Source organism: Anabaena sp. 4-3, assembly GCF_001597745.1.
Lineage (GTDB): Bacteria > Cyanobacteriota > Cyanobacteriia > Cyanobacteriales > Nostocaceae > Trichormus.
In genome coordinates, this window is the sequence record NZ_LUHJ01000014.1 from 1 (window position 1) to 14,994 (window position 14,994).

The 14,994-nt window shown below is 41.6% G+C and carries 11 protein-coding genes, 2 tRNA genes and 1 other RNA gene; 4 read left to right on the top strand and 10 right to left on the bottom strand.

Features of this window, described 5'->3' with window-relative positions:
* Positions 1-130: 130 nt before the first annotated feature.
* The 6 genes from A3775_RS23380 to murA form a co-directional block, all read right to left on the bottom strand.
* Positions 131-1,207 (bottom strand): nitroreductase family protein, encoded by a 1,077-nt coding sequence (locus A3775_RS23380; RefSeq protein ID WP_082803665.1) that lies wholly within the window; start codon positions 1,205-1,207, stop codon positions 131-133.
* Between the two features lie 339 nt (positions 1,208-1,546).
* Positions 1,547-1,801 (bottom strand): hypothetical protein, encoded by a 255-nt coding sequence (locus tag A3775_RS03385; RefSeq protein WP_066381010.1) that lies wholly within the window; start codon positions 1,799-1,801, stop codon positions 1,547-1,549.
* Between the two features lie 29 nt (positions 1,802-1,830).
* A tRNA-Leu gene (locus tag A3775_RS03390) sits at positions 1,831-1,914 on the bottom strand.
* Positions 1,915-2,042: 128 nt separating this feature from the next.
* Positions 2,043-3,140 carry an alpha-hydroxy acid oxidase gene (locus A3775_RS03395; protein WP_066380632.1) on the bottom strand — a complete coding sequence of 366 codons (1,098 nt, stop codon included), beginning with the start codon at positions 3,138-3,140 and terminating at the stop codon, positions 2,043-2,045.
* Positions 3,141-3,263: 123 nt separating this feature from the next.
* Positions 3,264-4,139, bottom strand: a complete 876-nt coding sequence (locus tag A3775_RS03400) for a M48 family metallopeptidase (protein ID WP_066380636.1) — start codon at positions 4,137-4,139, stop codon at positions 3,264-3,266.
* Positions 4,140-4,484: 345 nt separating this feature from the next.
* Positions 4,485-5,840: a UDP-N-acetylglucosamine 1-carboxyvinyltransferase gene (gene murA / locus A3775_RS03405; RefSeq protein WP_082803666.1), complete on the bottom strand. Its 1,356-nt coding sequence runs from the start codon at positions 5,838-5,840 to the stop codon at positions 4,485-4,487.
* 384 nt (positions 5,841-6,224) lie between these two features.
* Between murA and A3775_RS03410 the strand changes: the two genes are divergently transcribed.
* Positions 6,225-6,306, top strand: a tRNA-Leu gene (locus tag A3775_RS03410).
* Positions 6,307-6,353: 47 nt separating this feature from the next.
* Positions 6,354-7,148 carry an RNA methyltransferase gene (locus A3775_RS03415; RefSeq protein ID WP_066423857.1) on the top strand — a complete coding sequence of 265 codons (795 nt, stop codon included), beginning with the start codon at positions 6,354-6,356 and terminating at the stop codon, positions 7,146-7,148.
* Between the two features lie 31 nt (positions 7,149-7,179).
* Here the strand turns inward: A3775_RS03415 and A3775_RS03420 are convergent, their stop codons facing one another.
* From A3775_RS03420 to ssrA, 4 genes are all read right to left on the bottom strand, one after another.
* Positions 7,180-7,431, bottom strand: a complete 252-nt coding sequence (locus A3775_RS03420; protein WP_066380645.1) for a hypothetical protein — start codon at positions 7,429-7,431, stop codon at positions 7,180-7,182.
* A gap of 323 nt (positions 7,432-7,754) precedes the next feature.
* A complete protein-coding gene (locus A3775_RS03425) occupies positions 7,755-9,467 on the bottom strand; it encodes a diflavin flavoprotein (RefSeq protein ID WP_066423859.1) in 1,713 nt (570 codons plus the stop codon).
* A 141-nt stretch (positions 9,468-9,608) separates the two neighbouring features.
* On the bottom strand, positions 9,609-11,348 hold the full coding sequence (locus A3775_RS03430; protein WP_066423861.1) for a diflavin flavoprotein: 1,740 nt from the start codon (positions 11,346-11,348) through the stop codon (positions 9,609-9,611).
* A gap of 391 nt (positions 11,349-11,739) precedes the next feature.
* Positions 11,740-12,131, bottom strand: a transfer-messenger RNA (tmRNA) gene (gene ssrA, locus A3775_RS03435).
* Between the two features lie 492 nt (positions 12,132-12,623).
* On the opposite strand from ssrA, the gene A3775_RS03440 reads away from it, so the two are divergent.
* Entirely contained in the window at positions 12,624-13,262 is a 639-nt protein-coding gene (locus A3775_RS03440) for a Uma2 family endonuclease (protein ID WP_066423863.1), read from the top strand.
* 237 nt (positions 13,263-13,499) lie between these two features.
* Positions 13,500-14,972, top strand: a complete 1,473-nt coding sequence (gene drt5 / locus A3775_RS03445) for an antiviral reverse transcriptase Drt5 (protein WP_066423864.1) — start codon at positions 13,500-13,502, stop codon at positions 14,970-14,972.
* The last annotated feature ends 22 nt before the right edge of the window (positions 14,973-14,994 follow it).

Here is a 14,994-nt window from a genome sequence, read left to right on the forward strand (position 1 = left end):
GTTCTGGAAACATTAAAAATGTGCCAGAAGCCTACATCGACCCGCTAGGGCGATGTAGGTAGTTCACTGAGTTCCTTCAAGTAGCCTACCAATGTTTGAGTCGGGTAAAGCATGCAACATTCAGTAATGGCTATTTCATCACCAATACTTCATCTACCTTTTTTCTGGCAGATTGAGCAACATTTAATTTTTCAGGTATATGCCCAACTGCAATCATCATGATTATTGATTCTGAATCTTTAATGCCTGTAGTTTGCTTAAGTGCTTGGTCTACTTTATACTCAACACTCCAATTTAGACAACAAGTACCCAAACCCAAGGAATGAAGAGCATAGACAAGAGACATAGCATACATTCCTCCGTCAATCCAACATTGATTTCGCTCTCCTATGGAGGTAAAATTTTCTAAGTCTGATACAACGATTAAAATTTTGTTGGCTTGATCACCAAAACCACGATTGCCATTTTGGTAGCTCAGAACTTTTATTTTATCTTCATAGCTACTGAAAACGTACACCTTACATGATTGTCGATTACAAACTGATGGAGTTTTCTGAGCCATAGTCACTGCTTTTTCTATGAGGCTCATATCCACATCTTCTGAATCAAACTGTCGAATACTATGCCGAGATTTAAAAAAAGCTTGAAGATCCATCTGGGCTGCTTCAACAATAGTTTTTCTGCTTATCTCAAGGATGCCTCCTTGATTTGTAGTATTTTGGGAATCATGAATATAGTTTTTGAGCTTCGTAATCTTTTGAAAAAGGTCTTCATCTACTAGCCCATGCTCTAAATTAAATTGATAATAAGCAGACAGAGTATTAAGTGCTATTTGTCCAATAGTATCGATACCATACTTATTCTGAAGTTCCTCTAAATTAGATACAAGTCTTTTAATGGTATCTTTGCCAAAGCCTACTTTTGGCTGTCGTAAAGCTAGTCCCTTTTCAATACTATGATAATTCTTCGTGATTGATGCGTGAAGTTTACTCTTGGTGTTAAATCCACTGGTAGCTGATGACCATTTTATCAACCGATTATAATCATAATAGTAATTGTATATTAACAACACATTTTGGATAATTCTCCAGATGAAAACACTACTTTTATAAAGAATACTTTGATGTGAAACCTTGCTCAGTTTTTGTTTTGCGAAAGACCGTAAACTGTTCGAGGAATAGTCAGAATAAGACTGTAAAGTTTGCATATTTATTGCCGACTAAATTTCCGAATATTTGGTTGAGATGATTTTACGCAGTGCTTGATGAGTCATACACTCTATCTTTAGAAATAGATTTACATTTACTATACGTTGTTATATAGTGTTATCTTGGTTATCTCTTGTTCGCTTTACTACCTATAAACTTTAATATTCCATGCCGCAAAAGTGATGCTTTGTCTGCTTAATCCCTAAAGTTTTTGGTGTTTTACAATTACCCGATATCAGGGGAGGAAATTAATTAGTCGGTTAAAATAAATGTGTAAATAATAACTAATAATTAATACTTAATATTTATACAGATTTACATGAAAACTTCATGAAAGTTCATAAATAAAGCTGACGATAAGATTTGTGTTCGCGTAGTATTTTACGCATACCTATCAAACAACATAAAAAAACAGGGAAGAAAAAATCTTCCCTGTTTTTACTATTTCGTTGACTGTCCTGATTGTTAGTCTCTTTCAGTTTTTTACGTAACATCTGACGTTGTTTTTTGAGTTGTCGCTGTCTGGCAGAACCGCCTCTACCTTTATCGTTTCTCCCTTCACGACGGGGAGACTCCCATCTTTTTAGTCTCATTGTCTGACTTGTTTTTAGTTTATTAACAGTGGGCAGGAGGAGAATCGAACTCCTATGACCGCAAGGTCGCCACATTTTGAGTGTGGTGCGTCTACCAGTTTCGCCACCCGCCCTCGGAGGCAACTACATTAATATAGCGCATCCCAAGAGTTTCATGCAAGTAATTAATCAAAATTTTTTCTTGCTACTTAGATTGTAGCGTGACAGAAAATTATCGACCAAAAGAAAAGCTGTTGATTAACTAGAACCTGAGTAGACTGGAGTCAATATCTTGTAGCTGGCTACAGCCACTCAGAGCCATAGCCAAGTTTAATTCATTTTGCAGCAACGAAAGGACATGAGATACACCTGATTGTCCTGCTACGGCTAATCCCCATAGTATAGGTCTGCCAATCAAAACGGCGTTTGCGCCTATGGCTAAAGCTTTGAGAATGTCTGTACCTCGGCGGATACCTCCATCAACTAAGATTTCTACTCTACCATTAACGGCTGTGACTATTTCAGGTAGGGCATCTAAGGAGGCGATCGCACCATCCAATTGTCTGCCTCCATGATTAGACACTACAATTGCTTTAGCTCCATACTCGACAGCACGCACCGCATCATCTCCTCGCAAAATGCCTTTAAGTACCAAAGGTAGAGGTGATAACGACTGTAACCATTCTAAATCCTGCCAAGTCAAAGCCGGGTTGAGTTGTTGGGCAAAATAACTAAACAAGCCCGACTCCCCTGGTTGATAGGGAATTTCTAGCCCTGACATGGTGGCAAGATTAGCTAGATGTAACCCTGATGGTAAGACAAACTCGTTGCGTCTATCTCTTTCTCTTTGTCCTAATACGGGTGCATCTACGGTCAGACACAAAGCTTTGTAACCTGCTGCATAAGCTCTTTCCACTAAGGCGCGAGTTAATCCTCTATCTTTGTGAATGTATAACTGAAACCATTGCTGGGAATCAGGAAATTGACTCCCAACCTCGGCGACTGCTTCTAAGCTGGTGGTGGATAGGGTACTCAATACCATACCCACACCTGCTGATGCGGCAGCTTTGGCTGTGGCTGTTTCGCCTTCTGGGTGCGCCAGACATTGAAACGCCATTGGGGCAATTAATAGGGGAAATTCCAGGGGTTGCCCTAAAATGGTGGTCTTGAGGTTGATGTGGCTGACATCTACTAGCATCTTCGGCCGCAGTTTGATGCGCTCAAAGGCGGTGCGGTTCTCTTGCAGGGTGATTTCATCCCATGCGCCACTGCTGTAGTAGTCAAATGCCATTTTTGACAGATGCGTTTTTGCTAGTTGTTCGTATTCAAAGAGGTTGATGGGATGGGGGGCATCTGTCATACTGGCGATTTGAGTTATTGGGTTTTTTTATCTCACGCAGAGGCGCAGAGGCGCAGAGGAGGACACTTGCGTGGGCGGCTTTGCCGACTTGTAGCAACTGGCGTGCAAAGAGAATTTTGGAGTTTACCAGTTGCGCCAGCCGCCTTTGGGGGGGGTTTGAGTGGGGTGTTTGTGTTGGTGGTTTTGTAATAATGATTGATATTGTTGACTACTTGCCCAACGGTCGATTTCTCTGGCTCGTAGGACTGGTACGGGGTGGGTGAGTTGGGCTGTCCGGGCTGATTTTACCATTTCGCCGAGTTCGGTTTTACTGATGTCGTCGTAAGCACGGGCTTGGGCAATGAAGGCATCCAGGTTAAGTTGTGGTGCTAGGGTGGGTGAACCACCTGCTAGTTTCATTAATACGGACATGACAACTTTGGGGTCTTGGGTGGCTAGTAAGGCGGCGCGATCGCAGGTAAACTCAGCACAGCGTACCCATTCTAAAAGTTGTGTCTGTATGGTTTGGGCAAGAAAAGCACCTATGTTTGGTACTACTGCTGCTGCTAATACTAATAAATTTACTGGTGTTAAATAAACGCTATGGTCACATTTAAGATGCCCTAATTCATGGGCAATTACCGCTTGGGTTTCCTCTGGGGTGAGCATATCAATGAGGGAGGTGTGCAACACGATGAAAGGTTGCTTACCCCGCATGGCAAAGGTGTAGGCGTTAGGCGCAGGATGTTGCCTCACGTATAATTGGGGAGGCTCCATATCTAGAACTTTACAGGCTTCTAATAACAGCTTGTGTAAATTCGGTAGTTGTGTTTCACCTACTAAAACACTAGAAGCTATGTTTTCCACATAAAAAATCTGCTCTGCCATTGGGCCGAGCAAATTTCGCACTATCATATCTAAGCCTGGGAGCTGCTTCAGAGCTTGGGTAGCTTCCAGGTCTAAGGGATGACGAAACGAGTCAGCTTTTAAACCGATGAGTGAGGATTTTAACAATGACATGACGCAGACAACTGTCACAAACAATAATCAACAGCCTCCCATCGTTAGTATAACGATTTAGGGATTGGGGACTGGGGACTGGGCATATAAATTCAAAATACCCTACGGGTTCGCGTAGCGTCTCTGTACCCCTACGGGGAAGCAAGCTACGCGGAGCGTCCCGTAGGGAAAGAGAAGCAAGCTACAAAATTCAAAATTTAAAATTAAAGGATTTTGGGGAGATTTTCTCCCCTGCTTCCTCTGCTTCCTCTGCTTCCTCTGCTCACGGCAGTCCGCTCAAGTCGGGAAACCCGCCCACGCGGCTGCCTCCCCTGTTACCTATGTTTAGGTGGAAATTGAGGCTGTTTAATTGTTAGTGGGGGCTACTTCCGTATCTGCTGGTGCTTCGCCTAGCCGCAGGATGCGCGCGCCTAATTTTTGCAGTTTCATGTCTATTTGATCGTAGCCCCGATCTAGGTGATGCAAACCTTGGATTGTGGTTTTACCTTGGGCTGCTAGTCCTGCGATGACTAATGCTGCTGATGCTCTTAAGTCAGTACCAATGACTGGCGCACCGGACAGCATCGATACCCCCCGCACAAAGGCTGTGTTACCTTTAACGCGAATGTCTGCTCCCAAACGATTTAGTTCGGACGCATGGCGCAAGCGATTTTCAAACACAGATTCGTTGATAATGCTGTCGCCTTCCGCTAAGGTGAGCAAGGCCATAAATGGAGCTTGCATATCTGTGGGAAAGCCGGGATGGGGTAAGGTTTTGATATCGGTTGCTTTGAGGACTTCGGCTGGTAGAATGCGTAAGCAATCTGCGCCTTCTTCAATGATTGTCACACCCATATCCCGGAGTTTGGCAATCACTGGGATTAAATGGTCTGATAGGACTGGGGATAGTGTCAGTTCGGAACGGGTGATAGCTGCGGCTACTAAAAATGTACCTGCTTCTATGCGATCGGGAATAATGCTGTAATCCACAGAATGCAGTTTGGGTACACCAACAATGGTAATTGTGCTGCTACCAGCACCTTGAATTTTTGCCCCCATTGCGTTACAGAAGTTAGCTAAATCTACTACTTCTGGTTCTCGTGCGGCGTTTTCAATGATGGTTTCGCCATCTGCTAAAGTGGCAGCCATCATCAAGGTTTCCGTCGCTCCGACGCTAGGAGTATCTAGGTAAATTTTCGCTCCTTTTAATCTGCCATTGCTACCAGGAACATAGGCGTTACAAATGCCATGCTCTATCTGCACTTCTGCCCCCATTGCTTGCAGTCCTCTCACGTGCAGATCAACTGGTCTAGCTCCAATGGCACACCCTCCGGGTAATGGCATTTGCGCTACTCCTAGTCTAGCCAAAATTGACCCTATGGCAAAAAAGCTAGCACGCAATTGAGTAACTAATTCATAGGGAGCTTTTGAGGTGGCAATCTCGCTGGCATTGATATCTAAAATATCGCCTTCTCTTTTTAATCGTACACCTAATGCTGATATAACTTCACCCATCCGTTCTACGTCCGCTAATAGGGGAACGTTACGAATACGGCAATCGCCAGAACATAGCAAAGCTCCAGCCATGATCACCAAGGCTGAATTTTTCGCGCCGCTAATTTTTACATGACCTTGCAACGGATGCCCACCGCATATCTGCAAGACTGAGGAGTCTACTGCAACAGCCGGTTTGGCATCTGGTAAGCTGCTAGAAGGATTAATAAGCCTACCTCCAAATTAAATACGTAATTTTATCAGTTAGAAGTTGGTTTTGATTCTACAGTAAAGAATTGATTTGTCTACATTTTGTTGCTATGTCTTGTGTTGTTATCTTACCTCTGAATTCTCTTTGGCTCTTGCAAAACAAGTATAGGTAAGGTTTTGTAGATTTTAAAGTATTATTTTTTGTCTGGAAAATAATATTTATGAAAGTCAAAGTATATACTCAGTAAAATAATACGATATTAGCTTGATAGCTAAGATTAGTCATTTTAGATGAGTAATTGCCGAGTTTTGTTGGTTTATGGCGGTGAGAATAAAATAATTTTTGATGAGACTTGACAGATTAAAAGTTTTCGGTAATAATAAGAAATTGGCGATATGCTAGCGGAACTGGCGGAATTGGCAGACGCGCTAGATTCAGGTTCTAGTGCCGCAAGGCTTCCGGGTTCAAGTCCCGGGTTCCGCATATCTCAGGGCGAAAAAACATTTAACTGTTGATTGTCAGCCGGCGTAGTGTTAACAAGTTTACAAAATTCTTTAGTTAAGCAAATTCGCAAGTTGCACTCTACCAAGGAACGACATAAGCAAGAGTTGTTCTTATTGGAAGGAACGCACTTGTTAGAAGAAGCTTGTGCGGTGAATTATCCTTTAGTAGCGGTGTGTTGTACGCCAGAATGGCAAGCAAATCATCCAGCGTTATGGGAGTTAGCTTGTAGTCGATGCGATCGCGCGGAAATTGTCAGCGAGGAAGTTTTAGGTGCGATCGCTACTACTGTACAACCAGATGGGGTAGTAGCCACAGCAAAACGTAGTCAACAGCAACAACCAGTCCCCTACACTGGGATTGTGTTAGCTTTGGAAACCATCCAAGATCCTGGTAATTTAGGGACGATAATTCGCACGGCGGCGGCGGCGGGTGCGTCGGGGTTATGGTTAAATCAAGATAGCGTAGATTTAGATAATCCTAAAGTGTTGCGTGCTTCGGCTGGACAATGGTTCCGGCTAGCAACGGCGGTGAGTGAAGATTTAACAGCGACGGTGCGGAATTGTCAGCAAGCAGGAATGCAGGTAATAGCTACGTTACCAACTGCTAAGTTAACGTACTGGGAAGTAGACTGGCGAAAACCGAGTTTAATTTTACTGGGAAATGAAGGTGCTGGTTTGTCGGCGGATTTAGCCGCAATGGCAGATACACAAGTGAAAATTCCCCTGAGTCCGGGTGTAGAATCTTTAAATGTGGCGATCGCCTCAGCTTTAATGTTATACGAAGCCCAACGACAATTGATTTATGAGGGGCTTAAAGGCTAAGTTTAATCAACAGCACCAGGAAAGCTAAGAATTAGTTACGTTTTCTCAATTTTGTTCTCTCTTCTAAATAATGTTCAATATCAGCAACCGCGTCTTCCCAAGCTGCTAAATTAGTGTCGGTAGCATCCTGACTCTGTGCAACTGTATTGGTATTTTCAGTAGGGATATCTGGTATTTCCTGATTATCAGTCGAATTTTCTTGTAAGATATCCTCTAACTGTTCGAGAGATGCTTGAAACTCTTGTTCAGCCTCACGGCGTTGTTCTCGCTGATTCTGCTCCATAATTTTGATTGAAAAATTTGGATTGACAAATTAAACATTCATTGTATTGCTTATCAATCTAAATGTTTCCCATCTTCAATGGTATTTGCAGCTATTTGCTGTATAATCTTTACAAATTCCTCAGCTAAACAAGTAATCTGGGGTTCTCAATGAGAGTGAGAAGAAAAATAATTGAACGCAGATGGACGCAGATGAACGCAGATAAGGATTACACTACACACACAAATGTGATAGTTGCGGGAATTGACAAACAATAAGAGACGTTGCATGGCAACGTCTCTTATTGTTTGAAGTTCGTAGTAAGGACTTTAGTCCTTCAGTCTTTAGTAATGAGTACCTGTTTTGCGGTGGTTGATAGCGGTTATATCATCTGGTTTGACGAGTTTACCGTCGTCAACTGTGGCATAGACTACCCAGTGGTCGCCACATTCCAGACGTTGGTTAACTGAACATTCTACATAAGCTAAAGCATCGTTGAGAACGGCACAACCGTTTTGTGTTTGTGTGGTGCTGAAGTTAGTAAAACGGTCTTCTCCGGGTTGGAAATTCTTGCGGAAGTGCTTCATGTATTCGGAATGCTCGCCTTCTGGTAGAATATTGAGGACGAATTTACCACCGGGATACATCAGGGATTCGATAGCTCGTTCTTTAGCGATCGCCACTGTCAAACCTGGAGGATTGAAGGTAGCTTGAGAAACCCAAGTACCAAGCATTCCTGTAGATACTTCGCCGTGCTTGGCTGTAATTACACAAACTGAGCCGACAATTCTACCTACAGCTTGTTCTACAGGTGTAGCTGCTTGTTGAGGTACGCGGACTTTCTTGGCTTTCTTTAAGGTTTGAGCAAAGTCTGTCCCCAGTTCTTCGCAATACTTGAGGGTAACGTCGTCGGGTTTAAATTTGACTTTCAGGGTTTCAAAGCCAAAGCGGTATCCTGCGTCTCTCAGTTTACCTTCAATCATTTCTACCGCTTCACCACTCCAGCCATAAGAACCAAACACCCCAGCGAGTTTGTTGTTGTCACCAACTTTGAGGACAATACCCAAAGCTGTGTGAATGGGGGTAGGTGCATGACCACCAATTGTAGGTGAACCGATGAGGAAACCGTCTGCTTGTTCGATTGTAGATTGAATTTCTTCCGGGGTGGCGAATTCGCAGTTAATCGATTTGACGGCTACACCACCTTTAGTTAATCCGAGAGCGATCGCCTGTGCTAAAGTAGCAGTGTTACCATAAGCTGACGCATAAAGTAAAGCCACAGAAATTTCTCGGTTTTTCTGGGCTAAACTCCACTCAGCATAGAATTGGGTGAGTTCGATTAATCTGGTACGTACCAAAGGCCCGTGACCTACAGCATACATTCTCACCTGTAAGTCGGAGATTTTTTCCAATGCTGCTTCTACATGAACAACATGGGGAGCCATCAAACAATTGTAGTAGTAACGTTGGTCTTCTTTGAATGATTCCCAATGATCATCAAATACTTCCGCACCGCAGATATGTGCGCCAAATAGCTTATCTGTGTAGAGAATTTGGGTTTCTTGGTCGTAGGTACAAAGTGCTTCCGGCCAACGGGGACTAGGAATAGGTAGGAACTTCAACAAATGACCCTTACCTAAATCTAAGGTTTCTTTCCCCCGCATCACCAAGATATTTAAATTGTCATCTGGGAAAGCTTGGCGTAAATTCGCCGCACTTAGAACGGAACATACAAAGGTAATTTGTGGACACAGTTCTAGTAACGCTTTCAGGGTAGCTACACGGTTAGGGCTAAAATGACCCAGGATGACATAATCCAAGTTTTTCAAATTGACCGTCTGCTGCAACGCTTGCAGATAAATAGCAGCGAAGGTTTCACCAGGTGGGTCAATAATTGCCGTTTTATCACCTGTGATTACATAGGAGTTAGCGGTAGTACCTCTTTCTAAAGCATATTCAATTTCAAACCGCAAACGTGACCAACTACGCGCTCTGAGAACTTTGGTATTTGTACCAATGGGAAGAATTTGTACGTCACGGGGCTTGGAATCGCTCATAATATGTTTTTTCAGGTTTGTAAAAAAATTGCCGGAATGGGGACTGGGGAATGGGGACTGGGGACTGGGGAATGGGGACTGGGAAAGAATTTCTCCCTCATCTCCCTCATCCCCCTACTCCCTCATCCCCCTACTCCCCTTTTAGTAGTAATTACCTACCTTGCGGTGACGTACTGCGGTGAGTCCATCGGGTTTGGAAACTCGACCATCTTGGACGGTGCAGTATAACAGCCAGTGGTCGCTACATTCCATACTGCTTTGAACTTCGCATTCCATGTATGCTAAAGCGTCTGTAAGGATAGGAGAGCCATTTTTGGCGGTTTGGGTTCTGACTCCGGCAAAGCGGTCAGCACCGGGCAGCAAACGCTTGAGGAAGTGTTTTTTGAGTTCTTGGTAGTTGCCTTCTTCGAGGACGTTGAGAACGAAGCGATCGCCTATTTGCATGAAGCTATCAATGGCGCGGTCTTTGGCGACTGCAATGGTGAATCCTAATGGTTGCAAACTCGCCTGTGCTACCCAAGAAGCTAACATTGCACTGCTGACATCGCCTTTTTTGGCGGTGACAATGTACAAGCCGTTGCTAATTCGTCCCAATGCCTTTTCCATGTTGACATCGAGAGTCTTGAGTTGCTTAATGTTGCGTTGCCGTGTTAACAATTGACCTAAGTCGATACCAGCTTCTGTACACATTTGGTAGGTGGAAGGGGCTGGTACATCTTTAATGCGAATGGCTGGGAAGGCTTCTTTTACACCCAGGTCAATAAATTTGCGGCGCAGTGTATCAATAGGTTCGTCGTCGCCACCGAAGCACTCAAACAAGCCTACTACTTGCTTATCTTTAGCAACTGCTAATAGTGAACTAATCCCAGCTTGAGCCGCAACGGAAGTAGTAGGAGGCATACCGATAATTAAACCAGATGCTCTACCTGCTAGTTCTTGAATTTCTTGAATTTCGGCGGTGCTGAGGTCGATAAATTCTGTACCCACCCCGGTTTTTTGGATACCTTCGGCAATGGCTTGACCGAGGCGATCGCTATATCCATAATCGGAGGCGTAGAATATGCCTACAGTGGTTTCTGTTTTGGCTTGTCTTTGACTCCAATTTTGGTAGCACTCAGTTAATACGTCTAGGTGATGGTATAATAAGGGCCCGTGACCATTGGCAATAATGTTAATTTTGCCCAGTTCACTCATGCGCTTCATGGCGTTGAGCAGAGAACGAGCGTTAGGCCCCATGAGGCAGTCGTAGTAAAATCTAAAATCAGCTTCAATCGCTTCTAAGTCTTCGTCAAAGGTGCGATCGTCGCAGAAGTGCATCCCAAACGCATCACAGGTATAGAGGGTTTGGGTTTTGCGGTCATAACTAAAGATGGTATCAGGCCAGTGGAGGTTAGGAGCACTGACGAATTCGATGACATGACCTTTACCAATATCGATGCGATCGCCACTTTTGACAATCCGTTTAGAAAATGGCTCGTGTACCAAACCTTCTAAAAATTGCAAGGCAATTTTAGAAGCTAAAACAGTCGCTCTTGGTGCTAATTGCAGCACATCTTCCACCAAACCGCTATGGTCTGGTTCTGTATGACTGACAATAATGTAATCAATAGTCTTGGGGTTTACGAGACTTTTTAGTGTATCTAAATAAAGTTGGCTAAACTTCTGGTGGGAAGTATCGACTAAAACAGTTTGTTCGCCCCGAATGAGATAGGAATTATAAGTCGTACCGTTTTGTAGTCCGAATTCAATATCGAAGCGATCGCGATCCCAGTCTAGACAGCGAATCGCCGTAGTATTAGGGGCAATTTCTACAGTTTGGACAGTTAGCCGATGCTGAACATTTTCTGCTTGGGCGTAGCCGGTCGTAGACATCGCTGCCATTATTTTTTTAGTCTCCGAGTGCAAATAAACAGTATTGTTTCTCTGCCCCCCATTGTGCCGCCAACTGTCATTTCAAGTTGTAATAAAAACGATATTTCCCCAAATTCAACTTGTAACAATTATTGCTATTTTTTGGAGTCTTTTTTAACCCTAAAACTCTCGGAATTTATTGGTAAATATAAACGTATCAAATTTTAAATATTGATATTTGTTCGCATATTTTTACATCCATCACATATCATACATAACTTCTTATAATTAGGCACTTTTTCGTTACAAAACGCATATATTACAACCGATTTATAAGTATAAAAAAATGACTAATGACTAATGACTAATGACTAACCAAAACAAAATCCACCTAAAATTAGGTGGACTTGTTAAGTATATTTAGTGGATCCGAGCAGAGTCGAACTGCTGTCCAAATTGGGTATTGACCCCCCGCTCATTCACAGGTTTAGCCTTTCTGACCCTCAAGGCGGGAATCGTTCATTATCCCGAACGTAGGATACTCTGATTAAGTCTTAGCTAGCAAGTCAACCAGAGAATACTTGCTAGGGCATCCGTTGGGGGTTGGTCTTTAATCCTTAACGGAGTCAGACTAAAGACGCTCGAATCTGTGAGAGATTATTAGGCAACTGCTACAGTAGCAGGCTTACGAGCAAATTTTACGATGTTATTCGCATTTACTTTTTTTTGAGCCTTGGATTTGCGAGAGATGACTCACTCTCGACCTGAATCACAGAGCAGCGTTCGCCAACCTGTCGAAACCGTTACGGACCCATGTGCTTCATAGTTTTATTATAGTGTGCCGTTTTGGAAGTTGACAACCAAAAAGTATAGTTATGTGAATTTATATCTTGCACCATTCTCAACCCCCGTAGGGCGATGCACTGCCACCAATGTCAAAATGAGGGTTTGAGCGAATTTTTAGCAATGCCCACCTTCACCGTAGGCTGGGCATTGCCCCAAGGTAAAAATTAGGGCTTTAGCGGATTTTTAGGATTGCCCACCTTAATTTAATTGTAATCTAAGAGAATTTTGGAAAAATATTGCTATTAACACCAAATTCTTTCAAACCTCTCCCTAACCCTCTCCTACGAGGAGAGGGAAAAGGAAAAACGAGTATTACAGAAATCAAGCTGTAAATGTAGAGACGTTGCATGCAACGTCTCTACTTTCATATCTTTCCAAACATCTTTTAAGATGCAAGCAAATAAATTTTTGGCATAAATTAGGGATAGGAAAAATATTGTATAGCCTGGTGCTATAGCCATGACTAGCCAGACTCTGATTCAACCGGAAGAAATAGTTCATTTATCAGGTATCAGTTGGCATACCTATGAGAGTTTGCTAAATGAACTCAGTACCAGCCGCCGTTTGCGTCTGACTTATTACCGGGGTAATTTAGAAATTATGCTTCCTTCACCTGAACACGAAAGTTACAAAAAAGTCTTAGGTCGATTTGTGGAAACTTTAGCTGAAGAATTAGAAGTGAGAATTAAACCGCTTGGTTCTACTACTTTCAAACAACCAGAACTGAGTGGTGCAGAACCAGATGAATCCTTTTATTGTAAAAATATCAATTTCATCAAAGGTAAAAAAAGAATTAATTTACAACAAGATCCACCACCTGACTTAGTTATAGAAGTTGATATTACTAGCAGTTCCAAAGACCGCTTGACTATTTATGCAGAAATGGGTGTGCCGGAAATTTGGCGATACAATGGTCAATTATTTACTATCAATATTTTAGAAAATGGTCAATATAAGGTTGTTGATGAAAGTTTAGCTTTTCCAAATTTACCTTTGACCGAGATATCTAACTTTTTATCGCAGGTTGGAGAAAAGGATTATTTAGATTTAATTCAAGAATTTAGAAATTGGGTCAGAAGTAAAATTACGGCTTGCTGAATATATTTTGGATAGCTATAGTGTAGCTAACCTGATAGTTTTCAATCCTTAAATTTTACGGGTTGCGTCCGACCATTGTTATGCTTCTGCCTTTGGGAAATTTGCATGAGCAACCGAAGTGCTTCATTAGCATATTCGCTTATGGGGAAGTACGGACGGCAATTCTGGCGTAAATCAATTTTTTTGAGAAGAACTTGGTATTCTATTAAATAGAAATAACATTTTGCCTAAAAAATAATGACCAACACCAATAGCCCGTTAACCAACTTTATTCTTAATGATGTAAGAAGAACATTATTTCCATTGAACATTACTACATTTATTGCTCAATATGCTCAGAGAGGACTTGAAGAGTATATTCAAAAAATTTATGCAAAGGAAGAAAATTTTAATCCGCAGACTAGAGTTTATGCAGACAAGCCTAATAGAACTATTAGACGGACTTTAAAGCTAGATCCAATTGCCGAGTGGTATATATATTCTATTGTGTACAAATATAGAAGAAAATTTCGACAATTCACAACAGATCGTGTAAGTGTTTATGGTTATACTTTTAAAGATGGTAATCCAACGCCAGGTAGAGAATCTTATAGGAATTTTAAGAGGGAATATTACAATTGCCGAGATCAGTTTAGATACTCGATGCAATTGGATATTGTTAATTATTTTAACAGTATTTATCATCATGATCTTCACCACTGGTTTACAAGATTAGAAATTGACAATGATGATGCTGAGGTGCTTGGCCAGTTCTTGCGTGAAATCAATTCAGGTCGTTCTATAGACTGTTTACCACAAGGGATATATCCATGCAAAATGATAGGAAACTCTTATTTACAATATATTGACGTTAATAGTAGTTTACGCTCTCAACGTTATTTAAGATTTATGGATGATTTTGTGTTGTTTGACAACAATCAATCTGTTCTTTATGAAGATTTATATAAAATCCAAATTTTATTGGGAAATAAGGGTTTATCAATTAGTGAGGCAAAACTAAAACTTCCTGTTGAAGTAGATAATTCTAATTACATAGATATTGATAATGTAAAAATTGATCTCCTAACGATTCGTGAGAAGTTATTACAAGATTATGATGATATAGAACAAGATGATCAAATTCATGATGTTGCGCTTACTGAAGAACAAAGAGATTTTCTTTTAGAAATTTTGAATAACGATCATATTGAAGAAGAAGATGTTGAACTTGTGCTTATATTGATGCGCGACAGTTGGGAATATGCTTTGGATAAAGTTGCTAATATAGCGTTTGAATATCCAAACTTAGCAAAAAGTGCCTATAATTTTTTTCAATATGTTGACGATAAAAATAGTGTAACTCAGATTATTTTAGATAGAGTCCGAACAGGTGAACATTTAACAGAATATCAATTGTTTTGGATGGCTAAAATGTGCGAGGACTTCTTAATAGAAACACGATTTATTGGAGAGCTTTTACATACCCTGTATGAGCATCGTTCCGCAACTGACATATCACGCGCTAAAATACTTGAAATACAAAGCGGACGCTATGGATTGCCTGAACTTAGAGAAAAAGTTTTGAGAGATGGATCTTCAACATGGTTATCTTGGTGTTCTGCTATTGGCTCAAAATCCGAAGTTAAGTCACGTAGAAATCAATATTTAAAATATTTCCAGAAAGCTTCTAGTGTGAACAGGATAGTTGGATCTGCAATTTTTGACTTGTAGTTTCACTGTTTCTTGTGCAAAG

Bases quoted from the DNA above. Each gene is read 5' to 3' on its own strand.
- A3775_RS23380 (WP_082803665.1), bottom strand. From the start codon at position 1,207: ATGCAAACTTTACAGTCTTATTCTGACTATTCCTCGAACAGTTTACGG.
- A3775_RS03385 (WP_066381010.1), bottom strand. From the start codon at position 1,801: ATGAGACTAAAAAGATGGGAGTCTCCCCGTCGTGAAGGGAGAAACGAT.
- A3775_RS03395 (WP_066380632.1), bottom strand. From the start codon at position 3,140: ATGACAGATGCCCCCCATCCCATCAACCTCTTTGAATACGAACAACTA.
- A3775_RS03400 (WP_066380636.1), bottom strand. From the start codon at position 4,139: ATGTCATTGTTAAAATCCTCACTCATCGGTTTAAAAGCTGACTCGTTT.
- A3775_RS03420 (WP_066380645.1), bottom strand. From the start codon at position 7,431: ATGGAGCAGAATCAGCGAGAACAACGCCGTGAGGCTGAACAAGAGTTT.
- A3775_RS03425 (WP_066423859.1), bottom strand. From the start codon at position 9,467: ATGAGCGATTCCAAGCCCCGTGACGTACAAATTCTTCCCATTGGTACA.
- A3775_RS03430 (WP_066423861.1), bottom strand. From the start codon at position 11,348: ATGGCAGCGATGTCTACGACCGGCTACGCCCAAGCAGAAAATGTTCAG.
- A3775_RS03440 (WP_066423863.1), top strand. From the start codon at position 12,624: ATGACTAGCCAGACTCTGATTCAACCGGAAGAAATAGTTCATTTATCA.
- drt5 (WP_066423864.1), top strand. From the start codon at position 13,500: ATGACCAACACCAATAGCCCGTTAACCAACTTTATTCTTAATGATGTA.